The following is a 19,486-nucleotide window of genomic DNA, read 5'->3' on the forward strand; positions in this document are numbered from 1 at the left end:
ACGATTGGAAACCCTCGGGCTGCTCGTGGAGACACCCGAGCTCACGTCTTGGCGTTCTACGATCTCGGGTACGACTCCGATCACGAGCTGGGGAAGCTCCGAACACTCGGCCTCAGCTCATCGGCCACGGCTCGTCTCGCCCGGGGCAGCAGTAGCAGCCGGCGCGTCCCTTGCAAGCGTCCTCGCGGTCAGGTACGGCGGGCACCGCGACACGGCGATGCACCGCGTAATCCGACTACTCCGGCAAGTGGAGTCACCCTCGTGCCGCTCCGCCAGCGTGACCCAGGCCGAGGACGCCGTCCACGCCGTCCGGGCGGTCGGCTGGTACTCACCAGGGCGTACTGCCTGCTTGGAGGAGTCAGCGGCGGCCGTCCTCTTCCTCGCCAGCCGCCGATTGGGCGCCATCTGGTGCCATGGGGTCGCGGCAGATCCGATTCGACTGCACGCCTGGGTGCAGACTGAGGACGGCACGCCGATCGCCGAACCCGCAAGCACAGGCGCGTACACGCCCATTCTCACCATCGGAGCCCGCCATCGACAGCACCCCTGAGCCGATCCTGTGGCTCCGCGACGACACCTGCGGTCTCGGGCCGTACCGCGCCGATTTGGTGGAGACCTACTGGCGCTGGGAGCAGGATCCCGCGCTCCTGATCGGGTACGGGCGGCAGCAACCCGAGAGCCTCGAAGCCCGCACGGAGGGCATGGATCACCAATTGCGTGGCGACAACATCCGGTTCACCATCTACGACCTCACCGGGGACGCGCCTGCGCCAGCCGGGGTGGCGACGCTGCTGCCGGATCTCGCGGTGCGGACGGCTGAGTACGTTGTGATGCTCGCTCCTGAGAGGCGAGGCAAGGGGCTGGGAACTGCCGCCACCCGCCTGGTTCTTGACTATGCCTTCCACATCAGCAATCTGCGGATGGTCTGGCTCAAGGTGCTCGCGCCCAACTCTCCGGCGGTCGGGGCCTATCGGAAGGCGGGCTTTCGGGCAGCGGGGACAGTGCGGCAGGCAGGCTACTGGCTCGGGCGAGTGTGTGATGAGCTCGTCATGGATGCCTTGGTGCAAGAGTTCGAGGGGCCGTCGGTTGTGAAACGGCTGGTCTGAGGCCAAGTTGATTGTGAACTGTCCGAGGGCTACCGCGCCCTGCGCATCGCCGAACGTCACGCCGCCGAAGACATCCGGCGTCGTCCGGACATCCGGGAGCTGGTGGCCGACATGGCAGCACGCGACCGCCGCGGTGCCCTGCCGGGGCTACGCCAGTTCAGCCGTGAGTTGGGAGTCCGACCTTGAGCAAGCCGTTCCTCTACGTCGTCGTGTGCGCCTCCGGCATCGCCGACGACGTGGGCCAGCTGATCTCAGCCGCCCAAGCTGAAGGATGGGCGGTAGGCGTGGTAGCGACGCCGAACGCGATGGGGTTCATCGATCAGGCCGCCATCGAGAAGCAGACCGGCTACCCGATCCGCTCGGCCTGGCGCACGCCCGAGGTGCCGGCCTCACTGCCGCCGGCCGACGCCATCGCGGTCGCGCCCGCCACCTTCAACACGATCAACAAGTGGGCGGACGGCCATGCCGACACTCTGGCGCTCGGCATACTCACCGAGGCCTACGGCCTGGGCATCCCGGTAGCCGCCCAGCCGTACGTCAACTCGGCCCAGGCCGCCCACCCGGCCTACCCGGCCAACGTGGAGCGACTGAAGGCGATGGGCGTGCTGTTCGGCGACTACATGCCGCACGAGCCGAAGGCCGGCGGGGGGCGTGACCAGTACGACTGGAGCACACCGTTGCGCCTGCTGCGCCCGGTGCTCGAAGCCAAGACCAAGGCGTAGCCAGCCAGCTCGGGAAGGAGCAGCAGGTGGACGTGGTGGGGACCTGGACGGGCAAGTCCGCCTGTGCGCTCCAAGAGGCGCTGCGCGACACCAACGAGGGGTTCGCGGGCGGCTTGGCATCGGCCTACGGACAGTGGCAAGTTGGCACGCCGATCCGGAGCTGGTCCCCCGCACCGAGATGCGGCAGCTACTCGACCAGATCCTGGAGACCGCGCCGCCGGCAGTGCAGAAGCGGTTCGCGCTGCTGACCGCCGAAGCCAGCCCACGCAACGCGGGCCAGGCCCTGCGCGTGGCCATCGCCGTGGTGGTGCGCGACTCCGAGGTACTGCTCGTCTGCCGTCGGGACGACGAGAGCGCTGGCATCCGCTGGCAGTTCCCAGCAGGCGTCATCAAGCCGGGGGTGAATCCGGCGTCGGCAGCCGTCCGCGAGACGTTAGCCGAGACCGGGATCCACTGCGCCGTACGCCAACTCCTCGGCGGCCGACTCCATCCGGCTACCGGGGTCTGGTGCGAGTACTTCCTGACTGAGTACCTGGCCGGGGAAGCCCTGAACCAGGACACGGTCGAGAACGCCGACGTCGTGTGGGTTCCAAGAAACGCAGTGCCCGTTCATCCCCGTCGATACCATCTTCCCGCCCATCCTGGCCTCCCTGGAGGAGCCGCAGCATGACTGAGCAGATCACCGATAAGCCGGGTATCGCCGCCGCCATCGTGGTCCAGGACGGCCGCGTGCTGATGGTGCAGCGCCGGGTCAAGGAAGGCGAGCTGTCGTGGTAGTTCCCGGCCGGTGAGATCGAGCGGGGAGAGACGGCCGAGGAAGCCGCGGTCCGCGAGACCGCTGAAGAGGTCGGCCTGACGGTCAAGGCCGTCCGGCTGCTCGGTGAGCGCGTCCACCCGAATACCGGCCGGCAGATGTCCTACAGCGCCTGCGAGATCGTGAGCGGTACCGCTTCAGTGGTCGACACCGAGGAGTTGGCAGCGCTGGCCTGGGTCACCCACGAGCAGATCGCCGAGTACGTGCCGTACGGGCTGTTCGAGCCGGTGCAGCAGTACCTGGATGACGTTCTGATCGGACCCGCCACCAGCTGACCGACGAACACTCATTGCCCCCGCAGTTCTGCGGGCAATGAGTGTTCTTGTGCTGGAGCTGCGAGCCCGCCGCAGCGGGCCGAGCAAGGCGACTACCAGGAGTACGTGGTGATGCTCGCTCCCGAGCTGCGCGGCAAGGGGTTGGGAACCGCCGCTAGTGCTGTGACCGGGACGGTCCACCGTGATCGGAAGGCGGCTCGCGGGACGAGCGCGCGCAACGGCTGGTATTACTGGGGCATGCAGGAAGAGACGGCACGCTCCGCGGTCGACACGTTCATCTCCGCGTTCAACGCCTCGGACGACAGCTATGTGACTGCCCTGCTCTCCCAGGCCCTGACCTCAGACGTGGTCTTCTGGGGGCCGTTGGGTCGCAGCGAAGGAATCGCGGCGGTCGAGCGGTTCGTGCTGGACATCCGGCGCCACCCGGCGGGGACCGGCACGATGGCGCGGTGCTCAGCGGTGGACATGCCCGACGAGTGGGCCCGGTACCAGTGGGTCTTCACCACGCCGGATGGAGGCCCCCGCCTGGCGGGAACGGACATCGTCCATCTGCGGCGGAGCCGCATCGACCAGGTCATCGTCTTTGCGGGGGAGATCGAGCCGTCCGCCTCCTGAGTCGTCCTGCTGTCGCTCTCCTTCTGGTGAACTTGTCCCTTTCGGCACTCCGGGGCTGCGGTTCGCGGTCGGTCAGGCTGCGGCGTTGAGGGGGCGTCCGCCCCAGCGGATGCCCTTCTCACCGCGGATGCGGGCGCGTTCCTTGCGTCGGGCGGCAAGTACGGTCGGGGCGTTGCGGCAGGCCGGGTACCGGCTCGGGCGGGTTTGCGATGAGCTTGTCATGGATGCCGTGGCGCCGGAGTTCGAGGGGCCGCCGGTGGTAAAGGGGTTGGTGCGAGGCCGAGTTGGGTTCAGGTATTGGCATGGCCGGGGGCCTCGGGGGCGGTCCCCGGCAGGGGGGGTGTTGGGGCGGGTCAGGGCTCGGGGCTGAGCAGGCCCTTGCGGAGGGCGGCCTCGGGGTCGTCGAAGAGGGCCATTGCGGTGGGCAGCTTCAGGAAGCCGTAGCGCCGGTAGAAGGGCTCGGTGCCGGGCTTGGCGAAGAGGATGACCTTCCGGTGGCCGCTCGATCTCTCGAGCAGGTGTCTGACGATTCTGTCGCCCAACCCCAGCCCCTGGTAGTCCGGGTGGACCGCGATGTCGGCGAGGTAGGCGGTGTCGACCCCGTCGCCCAGCACCCGGCCGGCTCCGATGAGCATGTCGCCCGCATAGACGAAGCAGACGAACATGCTGTTGCTCAGGGCGATGGCCAGCGACTGCGGCGGCTTCTCGCCCATCGACACCATCTTGTAAAGGGCCGACAGCTCGGCCAGGTTGACGCGCTTGGCGTCCTCGACCCAGGTACAGTCAATCGTCTTTGCGGTCAGCGTGTTCGTGTTCATGAGTTCACGCTAGACCTGGTCTGGTACGGGGGAGAGGAACCAGAGCCATGACGGATTTGGGTACCAGAATGTCGGCTGCCGAGGTCTTGATCAGCCTTGACCGCTGCTCGCCGACGCCGCTGCGGCTCCAGTTGGAGCAGCGGCTGCGAGATCTGATCCGCGCCGGTGTGTTGACCGCCGGCACGCTGCTGCCGTCCAGCCGCGTACTCGCTGCCGACCTCGGGGTGTCCCGCCGGTTGGTGGTCGAGGTTTACGAGCAACTCGTTGCTGAAGGCTACCTTATCAGCACCGAACGCTGTGCGACCCGAGTCGGCGTGGTTGCCGCGACAACCGGGTGCGCCACCACCCAGGAACCGTGGACCCCGCGCTACGATCTGCGCCCGGGCCTTCCCGCCCTGGCGGAGTTCCCGCGCACGGCCTGGCTGCGCGCGCTCACCCATGCGGTGCGGCAGGCTCCTGACGCCGCCTTCGGCAATCCCGACCCGCGCGGCTCGGCTGTTCTACGGTGTGCAGTGGCCGACTACCTGAGAAGAGCCCGGGCGGTCGTGGCGCACCCCGACCGCATCATCATCTGCGCCGGCTTCACCCAAGCGCTGTCCCTGCTCACCAGCACACTCGCCACGCTCTCGGGGCGGCCGACCATCGCGCTGGAGAACCCCGGCGCCGCCGGCCGGGACCGCACCATCACTGCGGCCGGCGGCGACTGGGCGCTGTGCCCCGTTGACGAGCACGGCATGCAGATCGACCGACTACCGCACCACGCGCAAGCCGCCGTCGTCACCCCCGCCCATCAGTTCCCACTCGGGGCCACGCTGGCACCGCACCGCCGCACCGCGCTGCTGGACTGGGCCCGCGACGGTCGGCTGGTCATCGAGGACGACTACGACGCGGAGTTCCGCTTCGACCGGCAACCGGTCGGCGCGGTCCAGGGGTTGGCTCCCGAGCACGTCGCCTACGTCGGCACGGTCAGCAAGACCCTCTCCCCCGCGCTACGGCTGGGCTGGCTGGTGCTGCCGTCCGCGCTGGTCGACGCGGTGACGCAGACCAAGAAGGCCTGCGACGTCGGCAGTCCCACCCTCGACCAGCTCGCCCTGGCGCACCTGATCGACAGCGGCGCCTATGAACGCCACCTCCGGCGGATCCGCAAGCAGTACCACTGCCACCGCGACGCCCTGGTCTCGGCACTCGGCCGGCACCTGCCCCATGCGGAGATCACCGGTGTCGCCGCCGGGATCCACCTGGTCGTCCGGTCACCGGGTGCCCCGGATCCGGACCGCCTGGTGATCGCCGCCGCCCACAACGACCTTGCCATCGGCAGCATTTCCCGCTTCCTACTGGGCGAGGCCCGCGAACACGCCGACCGGATCGTCCTCGGCTACGCCAACATCCGACCGAGCGCCATCGACACCGCCGTCCGCACGCTGGCCGCCCTCGTCCGGCCGGTGGAGCCGAGCGAGGGCGGTTCGTGAGGGCGTCCCACAAGGGGGCGGGATCGAGGTCAGCTCTGCGACAGTCGGGCTGTTGACGATCCGTCAGTGACAACCCGGTTGCCCTGGGGCGGAATTGTGAGGGCGGCGGCCTGTTCCAGGCCCATGCCCTTGGTCTCCTCCGCCCAACGCACGCTCACCAGCAGGCCGATCGCCGTCAGGGCGGCGGCCAGCAGCATGGTGGGACCGATGCCGAGGCCGGTCAGGGCAACCGGGAGCAGGAAGGTGCCCACGGCCGCGCCGATCCGGCTGACCGAGGTGGCCAGGCCAACGGCCGTGGCGCGGACGGACGTCGGGAAGAGCTCGTTGGGGTACGTCCAGTCAAGGACGTTGGGGCCGCCGCACAGGAACGCGTAGGCGCAGAGGGCGAGTAGGGCCAGCAGGGCGGGGGCGGTGGGCCAGACGCCGAGGAAGACCAGCGGCACGATCATCAGCGCGAACGACCAGATGATCGTGGGCCGGCGGCCGTGGCTGTCGATGGCCCGCAGCGCTGGGTAGCAGCCGATCAGGAAGACCAGGCTGATCAGGCCGGTGCCCAGGGTGTCCATCACGGTGCCGCCGGGCAGGCCGAAGGAGCCCAGGATGGCCGGGCCGAAGGTCAGCATCGCGAACAGCGGGGCCACCTGGCAGAGGAAGAACAGCCCGCAGAACAGGGTGCGGCGACGGTAGGCCGGGCTGAACAGCACGCGCAGCGAACCGGTGTCCAGCCGTTCACCGTCCAACGCCTGGGCTCCGCCGCCGAGTTCCTCGACGGTGACGTCGCGACCGAGGTGCTTGCGCACCACCGCGACCGCCTCCTCGCCGCGGCCGTGCTGGGCGAGCCAGAGCGGCGACTCCGGCGAGCCGCGCCTGATCACCAGGAAGAACACGCAGAGCACGGCCGAACTCGCCTGCATCCAGCGCCAGCTGCCCGACCCGCCCAGCTGCAGGAACAGGTAGCCGACCACGTACGCCAGCACCGAGCCGGCGTACCAGGCGACGATCTGCTTGCCGAGCAGCCGGCCGCGCTCCTTGATCGGCAGCCATTCTGCCAGCAGGGAGGTGGCGATCGGGTAGTCGGCGGCCACCGCCATGCCGAGCACGAAGCGCAGCGCGACGATCGCCCAGACGTCCGTGGCCCAGAAGGACGCGATCGAGCAGACCACCATCACCAGCAGGTCGAGGGTGTACATCACCTCGCGGCCGATCCGGTCCGTCAGCACGCCGAACACCGCCCCGCCGACGAACATCCCGACCAGCGCCGAGGCGCCGATCAAGCTCACATCGGCCGTGCTCAAACCCAGTTCGGGGGTCATGCCGATCAGGGCCACGCCGACGATGCTGAGGATGTAGCCGTCCAGCAACGGCCCGCCGGAGCAGGCCAGTGCCAGGCGGCGGTGAAAGGCCGAATACGGTGCGTTGTCGATCACTGTGGAGGACATTCCAACCACTATGAGAACCCGAGTGTCTACCCGGCAGGGACCAAAGTCCTCGGAATTACTCACGGAGGTCCCGGGTCCGGCGATATCGCACCGCGATCTGCACCACAGCGCCACCCTGCCAAGGGATGGTGGGAGAGGGCGTGGGGCGGCCCGGATGACAACGAGCCGGGGACCGCGTGGTGCGGTCCCCGACCGTCGAATCAAGCGATCGTGCTGCGCGCCGATCAGGTGTAGCAGTAGTCCAGGGTGCTCTGCTGGCCGTTGTTGTAGGTGTTGGTGGCCCAGGTCGGGTTGCCGGCGCTGTTGTAGAAGACGAAGTTGCCGTCGTTCTGCATCACGGCCTGGCCGCCGGGGGCCGGGTTGAGGGCGCCCAGGGTGCACAGATGCCGTGTTGGCGCCGCCCAGCACATGCAGGCGGCACCTGCGCGCGGGCCGTTATCAACTAATCTGAACCGTAAGTGACTTGGCAACACATCAGGGGTTGGAGAGCAGATCGCGCAGCAGGGCCACGGTGTCCGGGTCCAGGCTGCGGCCGGTACGGCGGCTCAGGGCGTCCAACCGGTTGACGGCCTTCAGGAGTTGGTCGCGGGCGCCGGCCGAGGCGTAGGCGTAGAACAGGTCGCGGTGCAGCAGTTCGACGTCGGGGGCCACGGCGAGGCCGCGGAAGACGGCTGCCTCGGCGCTGCGGTGGTCACCGTACTGCAGCCTCCGGGCGGCCAGTTCATGGGCGGTGTCGATGATCGCGGCGAGCATGTCCTGCCGGGTCGCTTCGGCCCAGCCGTAGCCGGTGGCCGGGGTCTCGGCGAACGGGGCGCCGCGGACCAGGGCGAGGGCGTGGGCCAGGGCGGCGTCGGCGGTGGTGCTGGTGCTGCGCATGCCGCGCCGGTAGAGGCTGCGGAACTCGTCCCAGTCACAGGTGACCGTCGGGGCGAAGCTGCAGTTCTCCAGCTCGTCCCGACGCAGGAACGCCCGGCCGTCGGGGTCGCCGCCGAACCAGGCGGCGAGCTCGCCGACGGTGGCGGCTGCGGGGTGGTCCGGGCGGGCGTGGTCGCCCGGGTGCAGGGCCCGCTGGACGGCCGCCGGGTCGGCGCCCGGGTTGAGCGCCAGGAAGGCGGCCGCTTCGGTCAGGGCGGGCAGGTCGCCGGGTTGGGCCGGCCCGGTGGCGCCGAGCACGTCGACCGGGCCGAGCAGGCGCACCCGGGGGGTGGTGCGGATGGCGTGCGCCTCGGGCGAGCGGAGGATGGCGAGCAGGTCGTCCGCGTCGGTGCGGGCGGCCAAGGGGGTGCCACCGGGCGGGGTTCCGTCGGGCGGGGTGGGGGCGGGATCGGTGGCGGGGATCGGCTCGGGCCGGAACGGCATGCGCGGGTCGGCCGGGGGCGCCGCCTGGGCCGTTTCATGGGTGGGCACGGGCTCGGCGGTGTCGGCGGTCTCGGTGGGGACATCGACGGGCGGCGCGGCATCCGCAGGCAGCTGCGGGTCTGCGGGAGGCAGCGGCTCTGCAGGAGGCAGCAGGTCTGTGGGAGGCTGTGCGCCTGCGGGCGGCTGCGGGGCTGCGGGAGGCATGACGTCCAGGGGCGGCGGTGTCGCCACCAGCGCCGGAAGGTTCTCGATCACCGGCGCGTCCGCCTGCCGCCCCGGCCGCTTTGCGCCACCCGCACCGGCCGGGTCGAGCGAGGCGAACGGGCTGCTGCCGGTGCCGATCAGGCGGGCGATCAGCTTGGGTCCGCTCTCGGACGGGCCGTCGGGCAGCGAACCGCCCACGAAGGAGGCCGTGCCGGCGGCGACGCCGGCCAGCACCGGTACGGGCTTGGGCAGTTCGGCGGGCTCGATCTCGTCCCCGTCGTAGGTCCAGGCGGGCGCCTCCTCCTCGGCGGTTGCGGCAGTGGTGCTGAGCAACTCGCTCCAGTGGGCGAACTGTTCCTCGGTCAGCCGCTGCAACTGCACGGAGAGGTGCAGGCCGGGCAGCACGACGGCGCCGGTGCTGGGCAGCGTCCAGCGGGCGACCGGGCCGGCCCCGCGCTCGGGCGCCCGGGAGATCACGGCCAGGCAGGTGCGCGGGCGGCCGTCCAGCAGCCGTCCGAGCTCTGACGGGACGTCGCCGGTGGGCGGCTGTGCGGAGAGCACGATGTCGGGCACCCAGGCCTCGTCGGCCTCGCCGCGGCTGCGGGCGTCCCGGGGGTGCGCGGCACCGACGTTGACCAGGGCGCCGCGCGCCTCGTCGATGCGCGGGCCGAGTTCGGCGAGCGCCTCGGCGAGGGTCGGGTAGCGGTGCACCCGGTCGGCGACGGTGTCGGAGACCGGCAGTTCCTCGGGGAAGCCGATCAGGTGCAGGTTGAGGTTGTCGGCCAGCGGGCTGTGGGCGAGTTCCAGCGCAATGGTGCGCAGCACCGCCCGGGCGTCGTCGGGGTGACCGGAGAGGTGCATGAGCCGGATGGTCTCCAGGTCGGCGAGGACCGCCGCGCCGTCGGGGGCCGTGCCCAGGGTGACCAGCGCCGGGTAGGGCGCCGGGACCTTGGCGGCCTGCTCGGCGGAGAGCAGGTCGTCGGAGTCGCCCGCGCACCACCAGACGTTGGCGGCGTGCGCGGCCCGGAACGGGGCGATCGGCACGGCGGCGGCGGCCAGGTGCAGTTCGACGACGCCGCCGTTGGTGACCCGGACGGCGGCGAGCGGAGGCAGCCGCTTGCCGGTGCGGCTGACGTTGCGACCCAGGGTGCGCAGTGACCGGTTGAGCAGGTCCAGGCCGGTGCTGCTCTGCCGGGCCTTCAGTTCGGCCTCGAAGGTGGCGGCGGGCAGCGCGGGCATCGGGATCCGGCGCCGGGGGCGGCGGTTCCGCTGCTGCTGGCCGCGCCGGTGGGCCACTGCGCCGATCAGCACGGCGGCGAGCAGCACGCCGATCCCGGAGGCGGCGAGGGCGGCGGTGTAGCTGCTCTTGGCGTCCTCGACCGGCCCGCCGGGGTGGGCGGCGACCTGCGGGGGCGGGGTCAGGTGGGGGGCCGGGTGCGGCGACACGTCCCGCCCTGCGGGTGCCGACGGCGCCGAACCGCCCTGCGGGGTAGCCGAACCCGGCGCGGGCGAGCCCTGCGCGGGCTGTGCGGGCGCGGGCTGTGCGGGCGCGGGCTGGCTGGGTGCCACCGGGCTCGGAGCCGGCGCCGGCTGGGTGGGCGCGGCGCCCGGAATGGTCAGCACCATGCCGGGTTCCAGCGTGTTCGGGTCGGTCAGCTTCTCTCCATCCGGTGCGGTCACGCCCTTGTTGGCGTCGAACAGCTGCGGCCAGGCGTCCGAACTGCCCATCTCCCGCAGGGCGATGGCCGAGAGGGTGTCACCAGGCCGGACGGTCGCGGTGGCGTGCCGTGCCCCGCCCGAACCGCCCGAACCGCCCGCCGGAGCGGTCGCGGTGGTGGACGCGGGCGCGGAGGCGGCGTCGGGCTTGGCGTCGGCAGGCATCAGCAGCCGCCAGCCGGGCTGGATGGGCCGGTCCGCGTCGAAGACGGTACCGGAACCATCCATCACCCGGCCGGCGTTGAGCTTGGCGATCTCCTGCCAGCGGTCCCCCGAGCCGAGTTGGTGTTCCGCGATCGACCAGAGGCTGTCGGCCGGTCGGCTGTCCTTGACGGTGTAGGTCGGCGCCTGCGGACCGGGGTCGGCGGCGGGCGCCGCGGTGGTCGCGGCGGCCGTAGTGAGCGCGGCCTGCTGCGCGGCGGACGCCAGTTGGGCCGGTGCCGTGGCGGCGCTGAGCTGTGCCGGGCTCGCCGTCGCGGCGAACGCGCCCCCGGCCACCGGGAGCAGCGCGATCACCGCACCGACCAGCCCGCCCGCGAGCCGCTGGCTCCACCCGAAGGCCGGCAGCCGCCGCACCACCCGGCCGCGCAGCTGCGCCGGGATCTCCAGCAGCACCGACAGCGCGAAACAGCCCCAGCCGAGCCAGCCGATCGCGACCAGCGCCCAGAGGAAGAGCCGCCCGTCGTCCGGCGAGGTGAGCAACTGCCCGATGTCCTGGTGCCCGACGCCTCCCATCGCGGACACCGCCTGGGTGCCGTAGAGCAGCGCGGCGGGCACCCCGACCAGCAGCACTGCGAGCACCAGCAGCGCGCCCAGCGCGGTCGGCAGCGCGCGCATCGGGCTGCGTCGGCGGCGGTTTGGCGGGCCGACCGGGGCCGGGCGCGGTCGGCCGTTCGAACTCCCGTGTCGCCCCTGGGCCTTGGTTCGTGTCGCGGCCATCAGGCACCCCCCGCATTCTGGCCGCCGACCACCATGGTCGCGGTACCGGTTCCTTGGATCGACAGGGTGGAGACACCGAACAGCCCGAGCAGCGCGGTCCGGTAGACGGGGTGGACGACCACGGTGATGCTGGTGGCCAGCGGGGGCGGCGGTTTGGCCGGGTCCGGGGGTTCGGCGACCAGGCCCCGGTAGGCCGGATCCTTCTGCAGGAAGGCGGTGGCCGCGGCATAGGCGGCCTTGGTGTTGATCAGGTACTGGCCCTGTTTGAACAGGGTCGGCTGATCGATCTGCTGGCCGCCGACCCGGGCCGCCTCCTGGGCCATCTCGTCGGCGTTGACGATGGCCCGCAGTTCGCCGCCGCAGTCCAGCACGATGCCGAGGAACATCAGCATCATGGCGGAGCCGAGCGCCACGAAGATCGAGATGGTGCCGCGGTCGCGGTCACCCCGACGGACCCTCACGTTCCCCTCCCCAGGGCTTGGGACCTCAACTGCCCGGCCCGACGCGCTGCTACGTCGAGCGGTACTGGTCGATGACGGATCGGAAGGTCCCCTGCAACTCCAAGGCGCCGGGTACCCAAATCGGCGACAAATCATTCACCGGAACCTTGCAGGACACGTCCACCCGGACATCCTGCGGCAGCGGATCGGCCGCCAACTGTTCGACGGTGGCCGCGACCTGGAGACCGTCGCAGTGCACCCCGCTCTGGGTGAGCAGCTGGTTGACGGCGTCAGTGGCCGCGGACTGCTCGTGGCCCGCCGGGGCCAGCGAGCCTGCCCTGGCGCCGGTCCTGGCCGCCTCCTGCAGCGTCCCGGCGGTCTGCTCGGCCCGCCCGGCGACCAGGATCAGGCACAGCAGCCCCAGGACCACCGGGACCACCAGCGCCGCCTCGATCGCCAGGCTGCCGCGCTCGCCCTGCAGCAGCTTGGCGCTACCGCGCCCGGCGCGTGGCGGCCTGGCGCCGCCGCGCTCGCCGTGCGGTGGCGGCCCGGAGGGCAGGGCCGTCATGGCTGGTACCTCTCGATCGGAGCCTGGGCGGTCTGGGAGAAGGTCAACTCCCCCGGCAGCACGAACAGCGGGTGCACGGTCACGGTGACCGTGACGACGGTGTCCCCGGGCTGGCGCTTCGGCACCGTGACCACGGTGTCGCCGAGCAGCCCGTTGAAGCGCTGGAGGAACAGCTCGGCCCGGGGCTGGGCCAGGCTGTTGTCCTTGGTGCCGTAGACCCGGGCGGCGTCCGCGCCTTCGCGCGCGGCGGCCAGGGCGACACTGTCCGAGTACCAGATCAGCGCGCCTTGGACCACCAGCATCACCAGGACGATGATGATCGGGAACACCATCGCGAAGCTGATGCTGAGCACCCCTCGGTCAGTGGCTTCCTGACGTGGCGTCAGCTGTTCGCGGGGATCGGCAGGTTCTGCGGAATGTCGCCCTTGGCCTTCTGCCCGAGGGTCGCCACCGCGGCGACGATCGCTCCGGCGATCGCCACCACGACGACCACGATCAGCGCCAACTCGATGCTCAGCGCACCGCGGTCGCCCTCGGCGTGAGCCGCCTTGGCGCGGGCGGCGGTCGCCCGCAGCAGCGCCATCGCCGGCTGCAGCGGTAGGAGCAGCGACACCAGGAACAGGCCCGCCAGGGCACGCAGGTTCTTCATCAGTGGATCTCCTCGGGAGGGGGGACGTCGGGGGTCGGGACGTCTCGGCGCTGAAGTCCGCGCGAGCGGACCGAAGTTCAGAAGACATGGAGCATCTGGTAGAGCGCGGGGTAGGTGATCAGCACGGTCATCAGCATGGTGAGCGCCGCACCGGGCGCCACCATCTGCTCACTGGTGGCACCGGCCTTGGCCAGGTCGTCGGCGAGCAGCTCGTCACGAAGGCCCTTGGCGCGGGCCCGCAGGGTGTCGTAGACGGCGGCGCCGTCACTGCCCGACAGCCGCATGATGTCGGCCACGTCCTGCAGTTGGGGCAGGCCGAGCTCGCCGGCCAGCGCCTCCAGCCCCTCCCAGGGCGGCACCCGGTCGGTGGCGGCGCGCTCCAGGGCGTCCTGGATCCGGCGGAAGACGGCGCTGCGGCCGACCACCGCCGCCCGCCGCATCGCCTCGGCCGGGCCGTGGTCGGAGGCCCGTTCCAGCGCGACCAGTTCGAGGTAGGCGGAGATCGCGTGCAGATACTCCGTCCTGGCCTCCTTGGCCTCGCCCTGCACGATGCCGTCCGGCAGCAGCCAGCCGCCGACGGCCAGCGCCAGGCTGAGCACCACCGGCAGCGCGACCGGCGGGCCGAAGCCGACGAACGCCGCCATCGCGGTGAGGTAGGCCGGCAGCAGCAGGCCGATCAGCGCGAACAGCAGCTTGTGGGCCATGAACCGGGCCGGGCTGCGGCCGATCAACGCCAGTGACTGGGTGGGCAGTCGGGCGCCCACCAGGCCCAGCGCCTTGCTGCCGAGCCGGTCGTACCAGCGCTCGTCCTCGGCCTCGGCGCCGGGCCGCGGCGAGCCGGGAGCGCGGTGCAGCCGGTCCAGCGCCGTGCCCAGATCCGGTGGTGCCGGCCGCAGTTCGGCGATCAGCAGGGCCAGGCCGGCGGCCGCCGCGATGCCCGCCAGCACCGCCCAGGGCGAGATCATCGGACCTCCCCGACCGGTTCGGCCACCGGCTCCTCGGCCGGCGCGGGCAGCGCGGCCACCTGGCTGCGCCGGTCCGGCTCCAGCAGCCGGGGCAGCGGCTTGCCCGCGGCCAGCGAGCGCATCCAGGCGATCACCCCGATGAACGCCAACCCCAGTACGGCCAACACCAGTTGGCCCTGGACAGTGCCGTAGGGCGCGGTGTAGCGGGAGTTGAGCGAGCCGACCACGACGACCAGTAGGATGATGCTGACCAGCCAGCGGACCGTGGTGCGGTGCTTGGACCGGTCGGCCTCGATCGTCCGCCGCTGGCGCACCTCCTCGCGGACCGACTCGGCGAGGTCGGCGAGCGCCCGGGCCAGCCCGGGTCCGCTGTCGCCGGCCCGCAGCAGCAGCGCGGCGAGCACCTTGTCGGCGGTCGCGTCGGCCAGCGTGTCGGCGAAGGCGCGCAGTGCGTCCTCGACGCGCCAGCGGGCCTGCAACCGGGCGGCCAGCTCGTCCACTTCGCCCTGCAGGGCGGCCGGGGCGGTGCGCCGGCTGGTGACCAGCGCCTGGGTGAGGCCGGTGCCGAGCAGCAGCACGTCGGAGAGCCGCTGGGTCCACTCCGCGAGGCCTTCCAGGCGACGGATCTGCCGGTGGTCGGCACGGGTGACCGCGAACAGCCAGGGCAGCCCGAAGACCAGCGCGGGGCCCAGCAGCACGCTGAGCGGGATCCCGCTGAAAAGCCAGGCGAGCGCGGCGGTGATCAGTGCCAGCGCAGCCTGGATCCGGCGCAGCCGCAGGGTGCCGCGATCGGGCGCGCCGGTCGTGCCGTACCAGAGCAGCCGCATCCGCAGGGTCAGCCGGCCCGGCGCGCCATGGCCCGCCGGCGTGCCGGCGGAGCCGCGCAGCCCGACCAGGAGAGCCACCAGGCCACCCGCGATCAGGACGCCGCACAGGGCGAAGAGCAGCATCACCGTTCCTTGAAGTGGATGTGACGGGACATCAGAGGAGGTTTCACCGGGCGCCGCCGATCCGCAGCGACAGCGGCGCGGCCCAACTCCCGTACCCGGACTGCAGCAGACCGGCGTCGAAGCCGGCCCGCCGAAGGTCGTCCAGGCAGTTGGGCGGAGTGTGCGGCACGGCCCGCGGCTCGCCCAGGTCGGGGCGCGGGCCGAAGACGGTGTTCAGGGCCGGTCGGCCGTGCTCGCCGAGACCGGTCACCTCCATGACGTGCGAGACGAACCGGTGCCGACGGCCGCCGAGCGCCGTCTCGTCGACCATGGCGACGTGCACGATCAGGTCGACGGCGTTGGCGGTCAGCCGGTAGGCAAGTGCATCTGTCATATGTGAGCCGTATTCAAGGCAGAGTTCGGCGATGCGGTCCACCACCATGTGCGGACCGCGGGCGTGCAGCGTGCACATCGACCCGCCCTCGCCGTTGGTCATCACCCGCAGCATGGGGACGACTTCGGCGGAGCGGACCTCGCCGACGATGATCCGGGAGAGGGTCATCCGCAGCGCCGCCGGGATCAGCTCGCCGATGGTCAGCTCACCGGCCGGCTTGCCGTCGATCCGCTCGCCGTTGCCCTCCCGGGCCTCCATCGGCACCACCTGCCGCAGGTGGCCGAGGGTGTGCAGCCAGAGCTCGAACTCCGACTCCAGGGTGCCGATCCGCTCATCCGGCGGGATCTCGGCCGCCATCGCCCGCAGCAGGCTGGTCTTGCCGACCCCCTGGGTGCCGGTGATCATCACGTTCTTCCGGGCCCGGATCGCCGCGGCCAGGAAGGCGGCGATGGTCGAGTCCACGGTGCCGAGGTCGACCATGTCGGCGAGGGTGGCCGAGGCGACCCGGTGCCGGCGGATCGCCACATACGGGCGGGGCGTCACCTCGGTCATCGCCTGCAGGCGCATGCCGCCCTCCAGGCGCAGCGCCAGGGTCGGGTTCGCGGTGTTCAGGCTGCGCTCGCCGCCACCGTGCTGGCGGGCCAAGTCCTGGAGCAGCTCGATGAGTTCGGCATCCGAGTCGGCGACAGGCGGAACCTGGCTGAGGGGCTGGTGGACGCGCGAGATCCAGACGTCGTCACAGCCGTTGATCAGGATGTTCTCGATCTCCGGGTCGTCCAGGTAGGGCTGCAGGCGGCCGGCCCGGAACAGCAGGTCGTAGACCGCCTCGGCCAAGGCCCGGTCCTGCTCCCTGGTCGGCGCCACGCCATGGCTCTGCGCGAAGGCATCCGACCAGCGGGCCACCGCTTCCTCGATCAGCGCCCGGCCGCGCTGCCGCCGGGTGGCGCGGTCCACCTCGCTGCCCTGACTGACCGTCAGCTGGGCGAGCTGCTGGTGGAGTTCGATCGCCACCCGGCGCTTGAGCTCACGGGCCACCTGCGGATCCACGGTCGGCGGCGCGGGCTTGGCGCTCCACGGGTCGGGGGCGGGCAGCACGGGCAGCGCCGTGGCGGAGCCGGGAGCCGGGGCGGCGGGGGCGGGCGTTGGGGCAGGTTGGGGCCAGGGGTGGGTGATCCGGGTCGGCTGCGGGCCGGCCGGCGCCACGGTCCACGGCTGGCCGCCGCCCGGGCCGGTGAACTGCCCGGACGACCGCACCGGCCCGTGGACCACCGGACCGGGCGGGACGCCGGGGGCGGTAGGGGTGGGGCCGGGTGCCGGCAGCCGGTACTCGGGCTCCGCGTCCTCCGGCTCGACCGACCACGGCAGGCCCGCCGGGTCGGCGGCCGCACGGTCACGCATGGGGCTACCGCGCACGGAGCACCTCCCCTTGAGTCTCGGTCTCCTCGGTCGGCGCCGGGAACGGTTCGGGCGCCGCCGGGTGCGGAGCTATCCCGGCGAGCGACGGCGCCCCGGCGGTAGGCGGCGGGTACGGCACCGCCGGGTGCGGGGCCACCCCGGCGAGCGGCGGCGCCCCGGCGGTAGGCGGCGGGTACGGCACCGCCGGGTGCGGGGCCACCCCGGCGAGCGGCGGCGCCCCGGCGGTGGCCGGCGGGTACGGCGTCGCGCCCGGTCGTACCTGCACCGGTCCGGCCTGCGGCACGAACACCTGCCCGGCGGGCGAGGCGAATGCCTGCCCGGCGGCCGGAACCCCCGGCACCAGGCCGGGCGGCACCGGCGTGAGCTCGGCCGCGCCACCGGTCGGCACGGCGGCGCCGTCCAACCAGGAGCGCGCGGCCGGCTCCTCGGCCCGGGCGGGAGCGGGCGGCGGCTCCAGGGCGTAGTCCCCCACCACCCGGGCGAGTCCCGCTATCCCGGCGTCGCGACCCTGCGGGGTGGCGGCGGGCTGCTCCTGGCCGCCCCGCACCGTCGGTGCCCAGCCGTCCGGCCACGCCTGCTGCCGCAACGCGGTGTCCATCGCCTCGGCCTCCGGAGCCCGGCGGGCGCCTCCGTCCAGCCACGCCTGCTGCCGCAGCGCCGTGTCCATCGCCTCGGCCTCCGGAGCCCGGCGGGCGCCTCCGTCCAGCCACGCCTGCTGCCGCAGCGCCGTGTCCATCGCCTCGGCCTCCAAGGCCCGGCTGGCGCCGCCGTACGGCGGCGCGACGGCCGGCTCCCCCGTGGCGGCGTCCGTGGTGCCCGGCACCGGGCCGCCCCAGCCGTCACCCGCGCCAGCCCCCGCCGCATGGCCCGGCTCGGGCTGCCGATAGCCCCCGGCCGCCGCATAGCCCTGATAGCCCTCCGACGGCTCGGGCTGCTGATAACCCCCCGCCGCATAGCCCTGAAAACCATCCGACACCTCGGGCGCATGGGCCACGGGCTGCGGCTCGCCCCACGCCGGGACCTGCGGCTGCTCTCCCCACCCGGGGGCCTGCCGCAGCTGCGGCGCCTCCCACTCCGGGCCCGCGCTCGCCTGCGCCGGCGTCAACCGCCGCCGCCGCTCCTGCGCCACCGCCAGTAGCCGGTCCGCGACCGTCCGGGCGGCCCGCATCAGCTCCGATCTGATGAACCGCCGGTCCGTGCTGTCCCCGCCGTCCGAGAGCACCCGGGCGGGCCGCGGGGCGTACGGCAGCTCGCCGTGCACGGGCAGTTGCAGCTCTCGGGTGACGTCCGCGGCGGGGTACGGCCCCTCGGTGACCAGCAGCAGCCCCAGCCCGTCCGCGCCGTTGCCGGCGGCGGCCAGGTCCTCGCGCAGCGCGGCGAGGCGCGGGCGGGCCGTGCTGAGGCCGCGCAGCGTGGTGCGGATGGTGGCGGCCACGCAGTCGGCGCGCCGGGCCAGCACGGCGCCCGGGCCGTGGGCGCCCGAGCGGCCGAGGTCGAGCAGCACGTCGTAGCCCTGGGTGTGCAGCCCGCGCAGCATCTCCACCAGCGGCTCCCAGGTGTAGGCGAGCCCGGCGGCCTGGGCCGGGTCGGTCAGGCCGGGCAGCAGCAGGCGGTCTCCGGTGCCACCGGGCGAGACGTCGATCAGCTGTTCCCAGAGCGCCTCGGCGAGCAGCCCGCGCCGGTCGGCGACGGCGAGGTTGCGCAGCCCGTACACCGCCTCGACCCGGCCCTCCAGCGCGCCGGCCAGTGCGGCCCCGCCGTCGGGGTCGCACTCGACCAGCAGCACCTTGCGTCCGTCGGCCAGCGGCCAGGCGAGCAGCAGGGCGAGCGCGGAGGTGGTGGCTCCCGGCGCGCCCAGGCCGCCGACCACCGCGATGACGGCCATCAGGCGCTCCCCGAGGGGCTGGCGGCCGGGCTGGGGACGGAGCTGGGGGCCGCGCCGCCCGCCTTGGGCGCCAAGATGATCTGGAACTTGCCGCCGGCCGCCCACTGGGCCAGCTTGACGGCGTCGGCGGGCGGCACCGCCACGTCGATCACCTGGTTGTCGCCGCCCTTGCCGGTCTGGGCGACCACCGCGTTCATGGTCTGCGGCGCGCCGCCGCCGCTGTCGCCCAGCTGCACGATCTCGATCTGCTGTCCCAGTTGCAGGCCGACGGCGGGCAGTTGGCCGGCGTGCACGGGCAGGCCGACCTCCTGCATGCCGGGCTGCACCACCAGCGCGCCGGTGAGGTCGGCGGCCAGCAGCAGGGTGCCGCGGTGCAGGTCGGTGGTGGCGCGGCGGCCGACCGCCCGGCTCAGGTCGGAGGCGCTGATCGGGGCGAGCGCGGGATCGCTGGCGATCCGGGCCACCACCAGGTCCTGCGCGGTGAGGGGTTGCCCGTACGGCACGTCACGGGCCAGCGCCAGCACCGCGATCCGCTGCCCGGTGCTGTTGTAGAGCACCGCCCCGCCGAGCCCGCCGGCGGCGATCAGCGCGATGGACATCGCCAGCACCGCCGGTCGCCGTCGGCGCGACCGCAGTGAGCGCGACGGCGCGGTGGGACGGCCGCCGTCGCGGGCCGAAGCGGCGGCGGTGCCGAGGGTCGGCGTGGTGCGGCTGTCCATCGGGCGGCGGCCTTCCTCACGTACGCAGCCGGGCGGTTGTCCCGA

At 72.6% G+C, this 19,486-nt stretch carries 18 protein-coding genes and 2 pseudogenes; 7 read left to right on the plus strand and 13 right to left on the minus strand.

Going from position 1 to position 19,486, the window contains the following annotated elements; genetic code table 11:
- Nucleotides 1–217: 217 nt before the first annotated feature.
- The 6 genes and pseudogenes from E6W39_RS41070 (at nucleotide 218) to E6W39_RS07605 (ending at nucleotide 3,532) form a co-directional block, all read left to right on the plus strand.
- Nucleotides 218–550 carry a lasso peptide biosynthesis B2 protein gene (locus E6W39_RS41070; RefSeq protein ID WP_228718013.1) on the plus strand — a complete coding sequence of 111 codons (333 nt, stop codon included), beginning with the start codon at nucleotides 218–220 and terminating at the stop codon, nucleotides 548–550.
- A gap of 7 nt (nucleotides 551–557) precedes the next feature.
- On the plus strand, nucleotides 558–1,106 hold the full coding sequence (locus tag E6W39_RS07585) for a GNAT family N-acetyltransferase (RefSeq protein WP_228718620.1): 549 nt from the start codon (nucleotides 558–560) through the stop codon (nucleotides 1,104–1,106).
- A gap of 182 nt (nucleotides 1,107–1,288) precedes the next feature.
- Entirely contained in the window at nucleotides 1,289–1,828 is a 540-nt protein-coding gene (locus tag E6W39_RS07590) for a flavoprotein (RefSeq protein WP_141632285.1), read from the plus strand.
- A 26-nt stretch (nucleotides 1,829–1,854) separates the two neighbouring features.
- A pseudogene (locus E6W39_RS07595) lies at nucleotides 1,855–2,502 on the plus strand (NUDIX hydrolase).
- Nucleotides 2,495–2,917 (plus strand): annotated as a pseudogene (locus E6W39_RS07600) (NUDIX hydrolase). The pseudogenes E6W39_RS07595 and E6W39_RS07600 overlap by 8 nt, the downstream one beginning before the upstream one ends.
- Nucleotides 2,918–3,154: 237 nt before the next feature.
- Nucleotides 3,155–3,532, plus strand: coding sequence for a nuclear transport factor 2 family protein (locus E6W39_RS07605; protein WP_141637599.1), 378 nt, complete (start codon nucleotides 3,155–3,157; stop codon nucleotides 3,530–3,532).
- Nucleotides 3,533–3,885: 353 nt separating this feature from the next.
- On the opposite strand, the gene E6W39_RS07615 is transcribed toward E6W39_RS07605, so the two are convergent.
- Nucleotides 3,886–4,350, minus strand: a complete 465-nt coding sequence (locus E6W39_RS07615; RefSeq protein ID WP_141632866.1) for a GNAT family N-acetyltransferase — start codon at nucleotides 4,348–4,350, stop codon at nucleotides 3,886–3,888.
- 47 nt (nucleotides 4,351–4,397) lie between these two features.
- Between E6W39_RS07615 and pdxR the strand changes: the two genes are divergently transcribed.
- Entirely contained in the window at nucleotides 4,398–5,819 is a 1,422-nt protein-coding gene (gene pdxR, locus E6W39_RS07620) for a MocR-like pyridoxine biosynthesis transcription factor PdxR (protein WP_141632867.1), read from the plus strand.
- Between the two features lie 29 nt (nucleotides 5,820–5,848).
- Here pdxR and E6W39_RS07625 read toward each other — a convergent pair whose 3' ends face one another.
- The 12 genes from E6W39_RS07625 to E6W39_RS07675 form a co-directional block, all read right to left on the minus strand.
- On the minus strand, nucleotides 5,849–7,258 hold the full coding sequence (locus E6W39_RS07625; protein ID WP_141632868.1) for an MFS transporter: 1,410 nt from the start codon (nucleotides 7,256–7,258) through the stop codon (nucleotides 5,849–5,851).
- A 224-nt stretch (nucleotides 7,259–7,482) separates the two neighbouring features.
- A complete protein-coding gene (locus E6W39_RS07630) occupies nucleotides 7,483–7,668 on the minus strand; it encodes a hypothetical protein (RefSeq protein WP_141632869.1) in 186 nt (61 codons plus the stop codon).
- 64 nt (nucleotides 7,669–7,732) lie between these two features.
- Nucleotides 7,733–11,374, minus strand: coding sequence for a LysM peptidoglycan-binding domain-containing protein (locus E6W39_RS42700; protein ID WP_141632870.1), 3,642 nt, complete (start codon nucleotides 11,372–11,374; stop codon nucleotides 7,733–7,735).
- Between the two features lie 101 nt (nucleotides 11,375–11,475).
- Complete coding sequence (locus tag E6W39_RS07640; RefSeq protein ID WP_101383702.1) at nucleotides 11,476–11,937, minus strand: hypothetical protein; 462 nt, start codon at nucleotides 11,935–11,937, stop codon at nucleotides 11,476–11,478.
- Between the two features lie 49 nt (nucleotides 11,938–11,986).
- Entirely contained in the window at nucleotides 11,987–12,484 is a 498-nt protein-coding gene (locus tag E6W39_RS07645; protein WP_141632871.1) for a TadE/TadG family type IV pilus assembly protein, read from the minus strand.
- Complete coding sequence (locus tag E6W39_RS39105; protein WP_181799143.1) at nucleotides 12,481–12,837, minus strand: TadE/TadG family type IV pilus assembly protein; 357 nt, start codon at nucleotides 12,835–12,837, stop codon at nucleotides 12,481–12,483. Before E6W39_RS39105 ends, E6W39_RS07645 begins: the two co-directional genes overlap by 4 nt.
- A gap of 29 nt (nucleotides 12,838–12,866) precedes the next feature.
- Entirely contained in the window at nucleotides 12,867–13,133 is a 267-nt protein-coding gene (locus E6W39_RS39110) for a hypothetical protein (RefSeq protein WP_181799144.1), read from the minus strand.
- 77 nt (nucleotides 13,134–13,210) lie between these two features.
- Complete coding sequence (locus E6W39_RS07655) at nucleotides 13,211–14,098, minus strand: type II secretion system F family protein (RefSeq protein ID WP_141632873.1); 888 nt, start codon at nucleotides 14,096–14,098, stop codon at nucleotides 13,211–13,213.
- Nucleotides 14,095–15,048 carry a type II secretion system F family protein gene (locus tag E6W39_RS07660; protein ID WP_141632874.1) on the minus strand — a complete coding sequence of 318 codons (954 nt, stop codon included), beginning with the start codon at nucleotides 15,046–15,048 and terminating at the stop codon, nucleotides 14,095–14,097. The genes E6W39_RS07655 and E6W39_RS07660 overlap by 4 nt, the downstream gene beginning before the upstream one ends.
- A 43-nt stretch (nucleotides 15,049–15,091) precedes the next feature.
- Nucleotides 15,092–16,819, minus strand: a complete 1,728-nt coding sequence (locus tag E6W39_RS07665) for a CpaF family protein (protein WP_228718014.1) — start codon at nucleotides 16,817–16,819, stop codon at nucleotides 15,092–15,094.
- Between the two features lie 4 nt (nucleotides 16,820–16,823).
- The gene (locus E6W39_RS39115; protein ID WP_181799145.1) at nucleotides 16,824–18,722 is read right to left on the minus strand and encodes a hypothetical protein; all 1,899 of its coding nucleotides are present in this window, start codon (nucleotides 18,720–18,722) and stop codon (nucleotides 16,824–16,826) included.
- A complete protein-coding gene (locus tag E6W39_RS07675; RefSeq protein WP_141632875.1) occupies nucleotides 18,722–19,441 on the minus strand; it encodes an SAF domain-containing protein in 720 nt (239 codons plus the stop codon). Before E6W39_RS07675 ends, E6W39_RS39115 begins: the two co-directional genes overlap by 1 nt.
- Nucleotides 19,442–19,486: the final 45 nt, after the last annotated feature.

The sequence above is a fragment of the Kitasatospora acidiphila genome (assembly GCF_006636205.1).
Taxonomy (GTDB): Bacteria; Actinomycetota; Actinomycetes; order Streptomycetales; family Streptomycetaceae; genus Kitasatospora; species Kitasatospora acidiphila.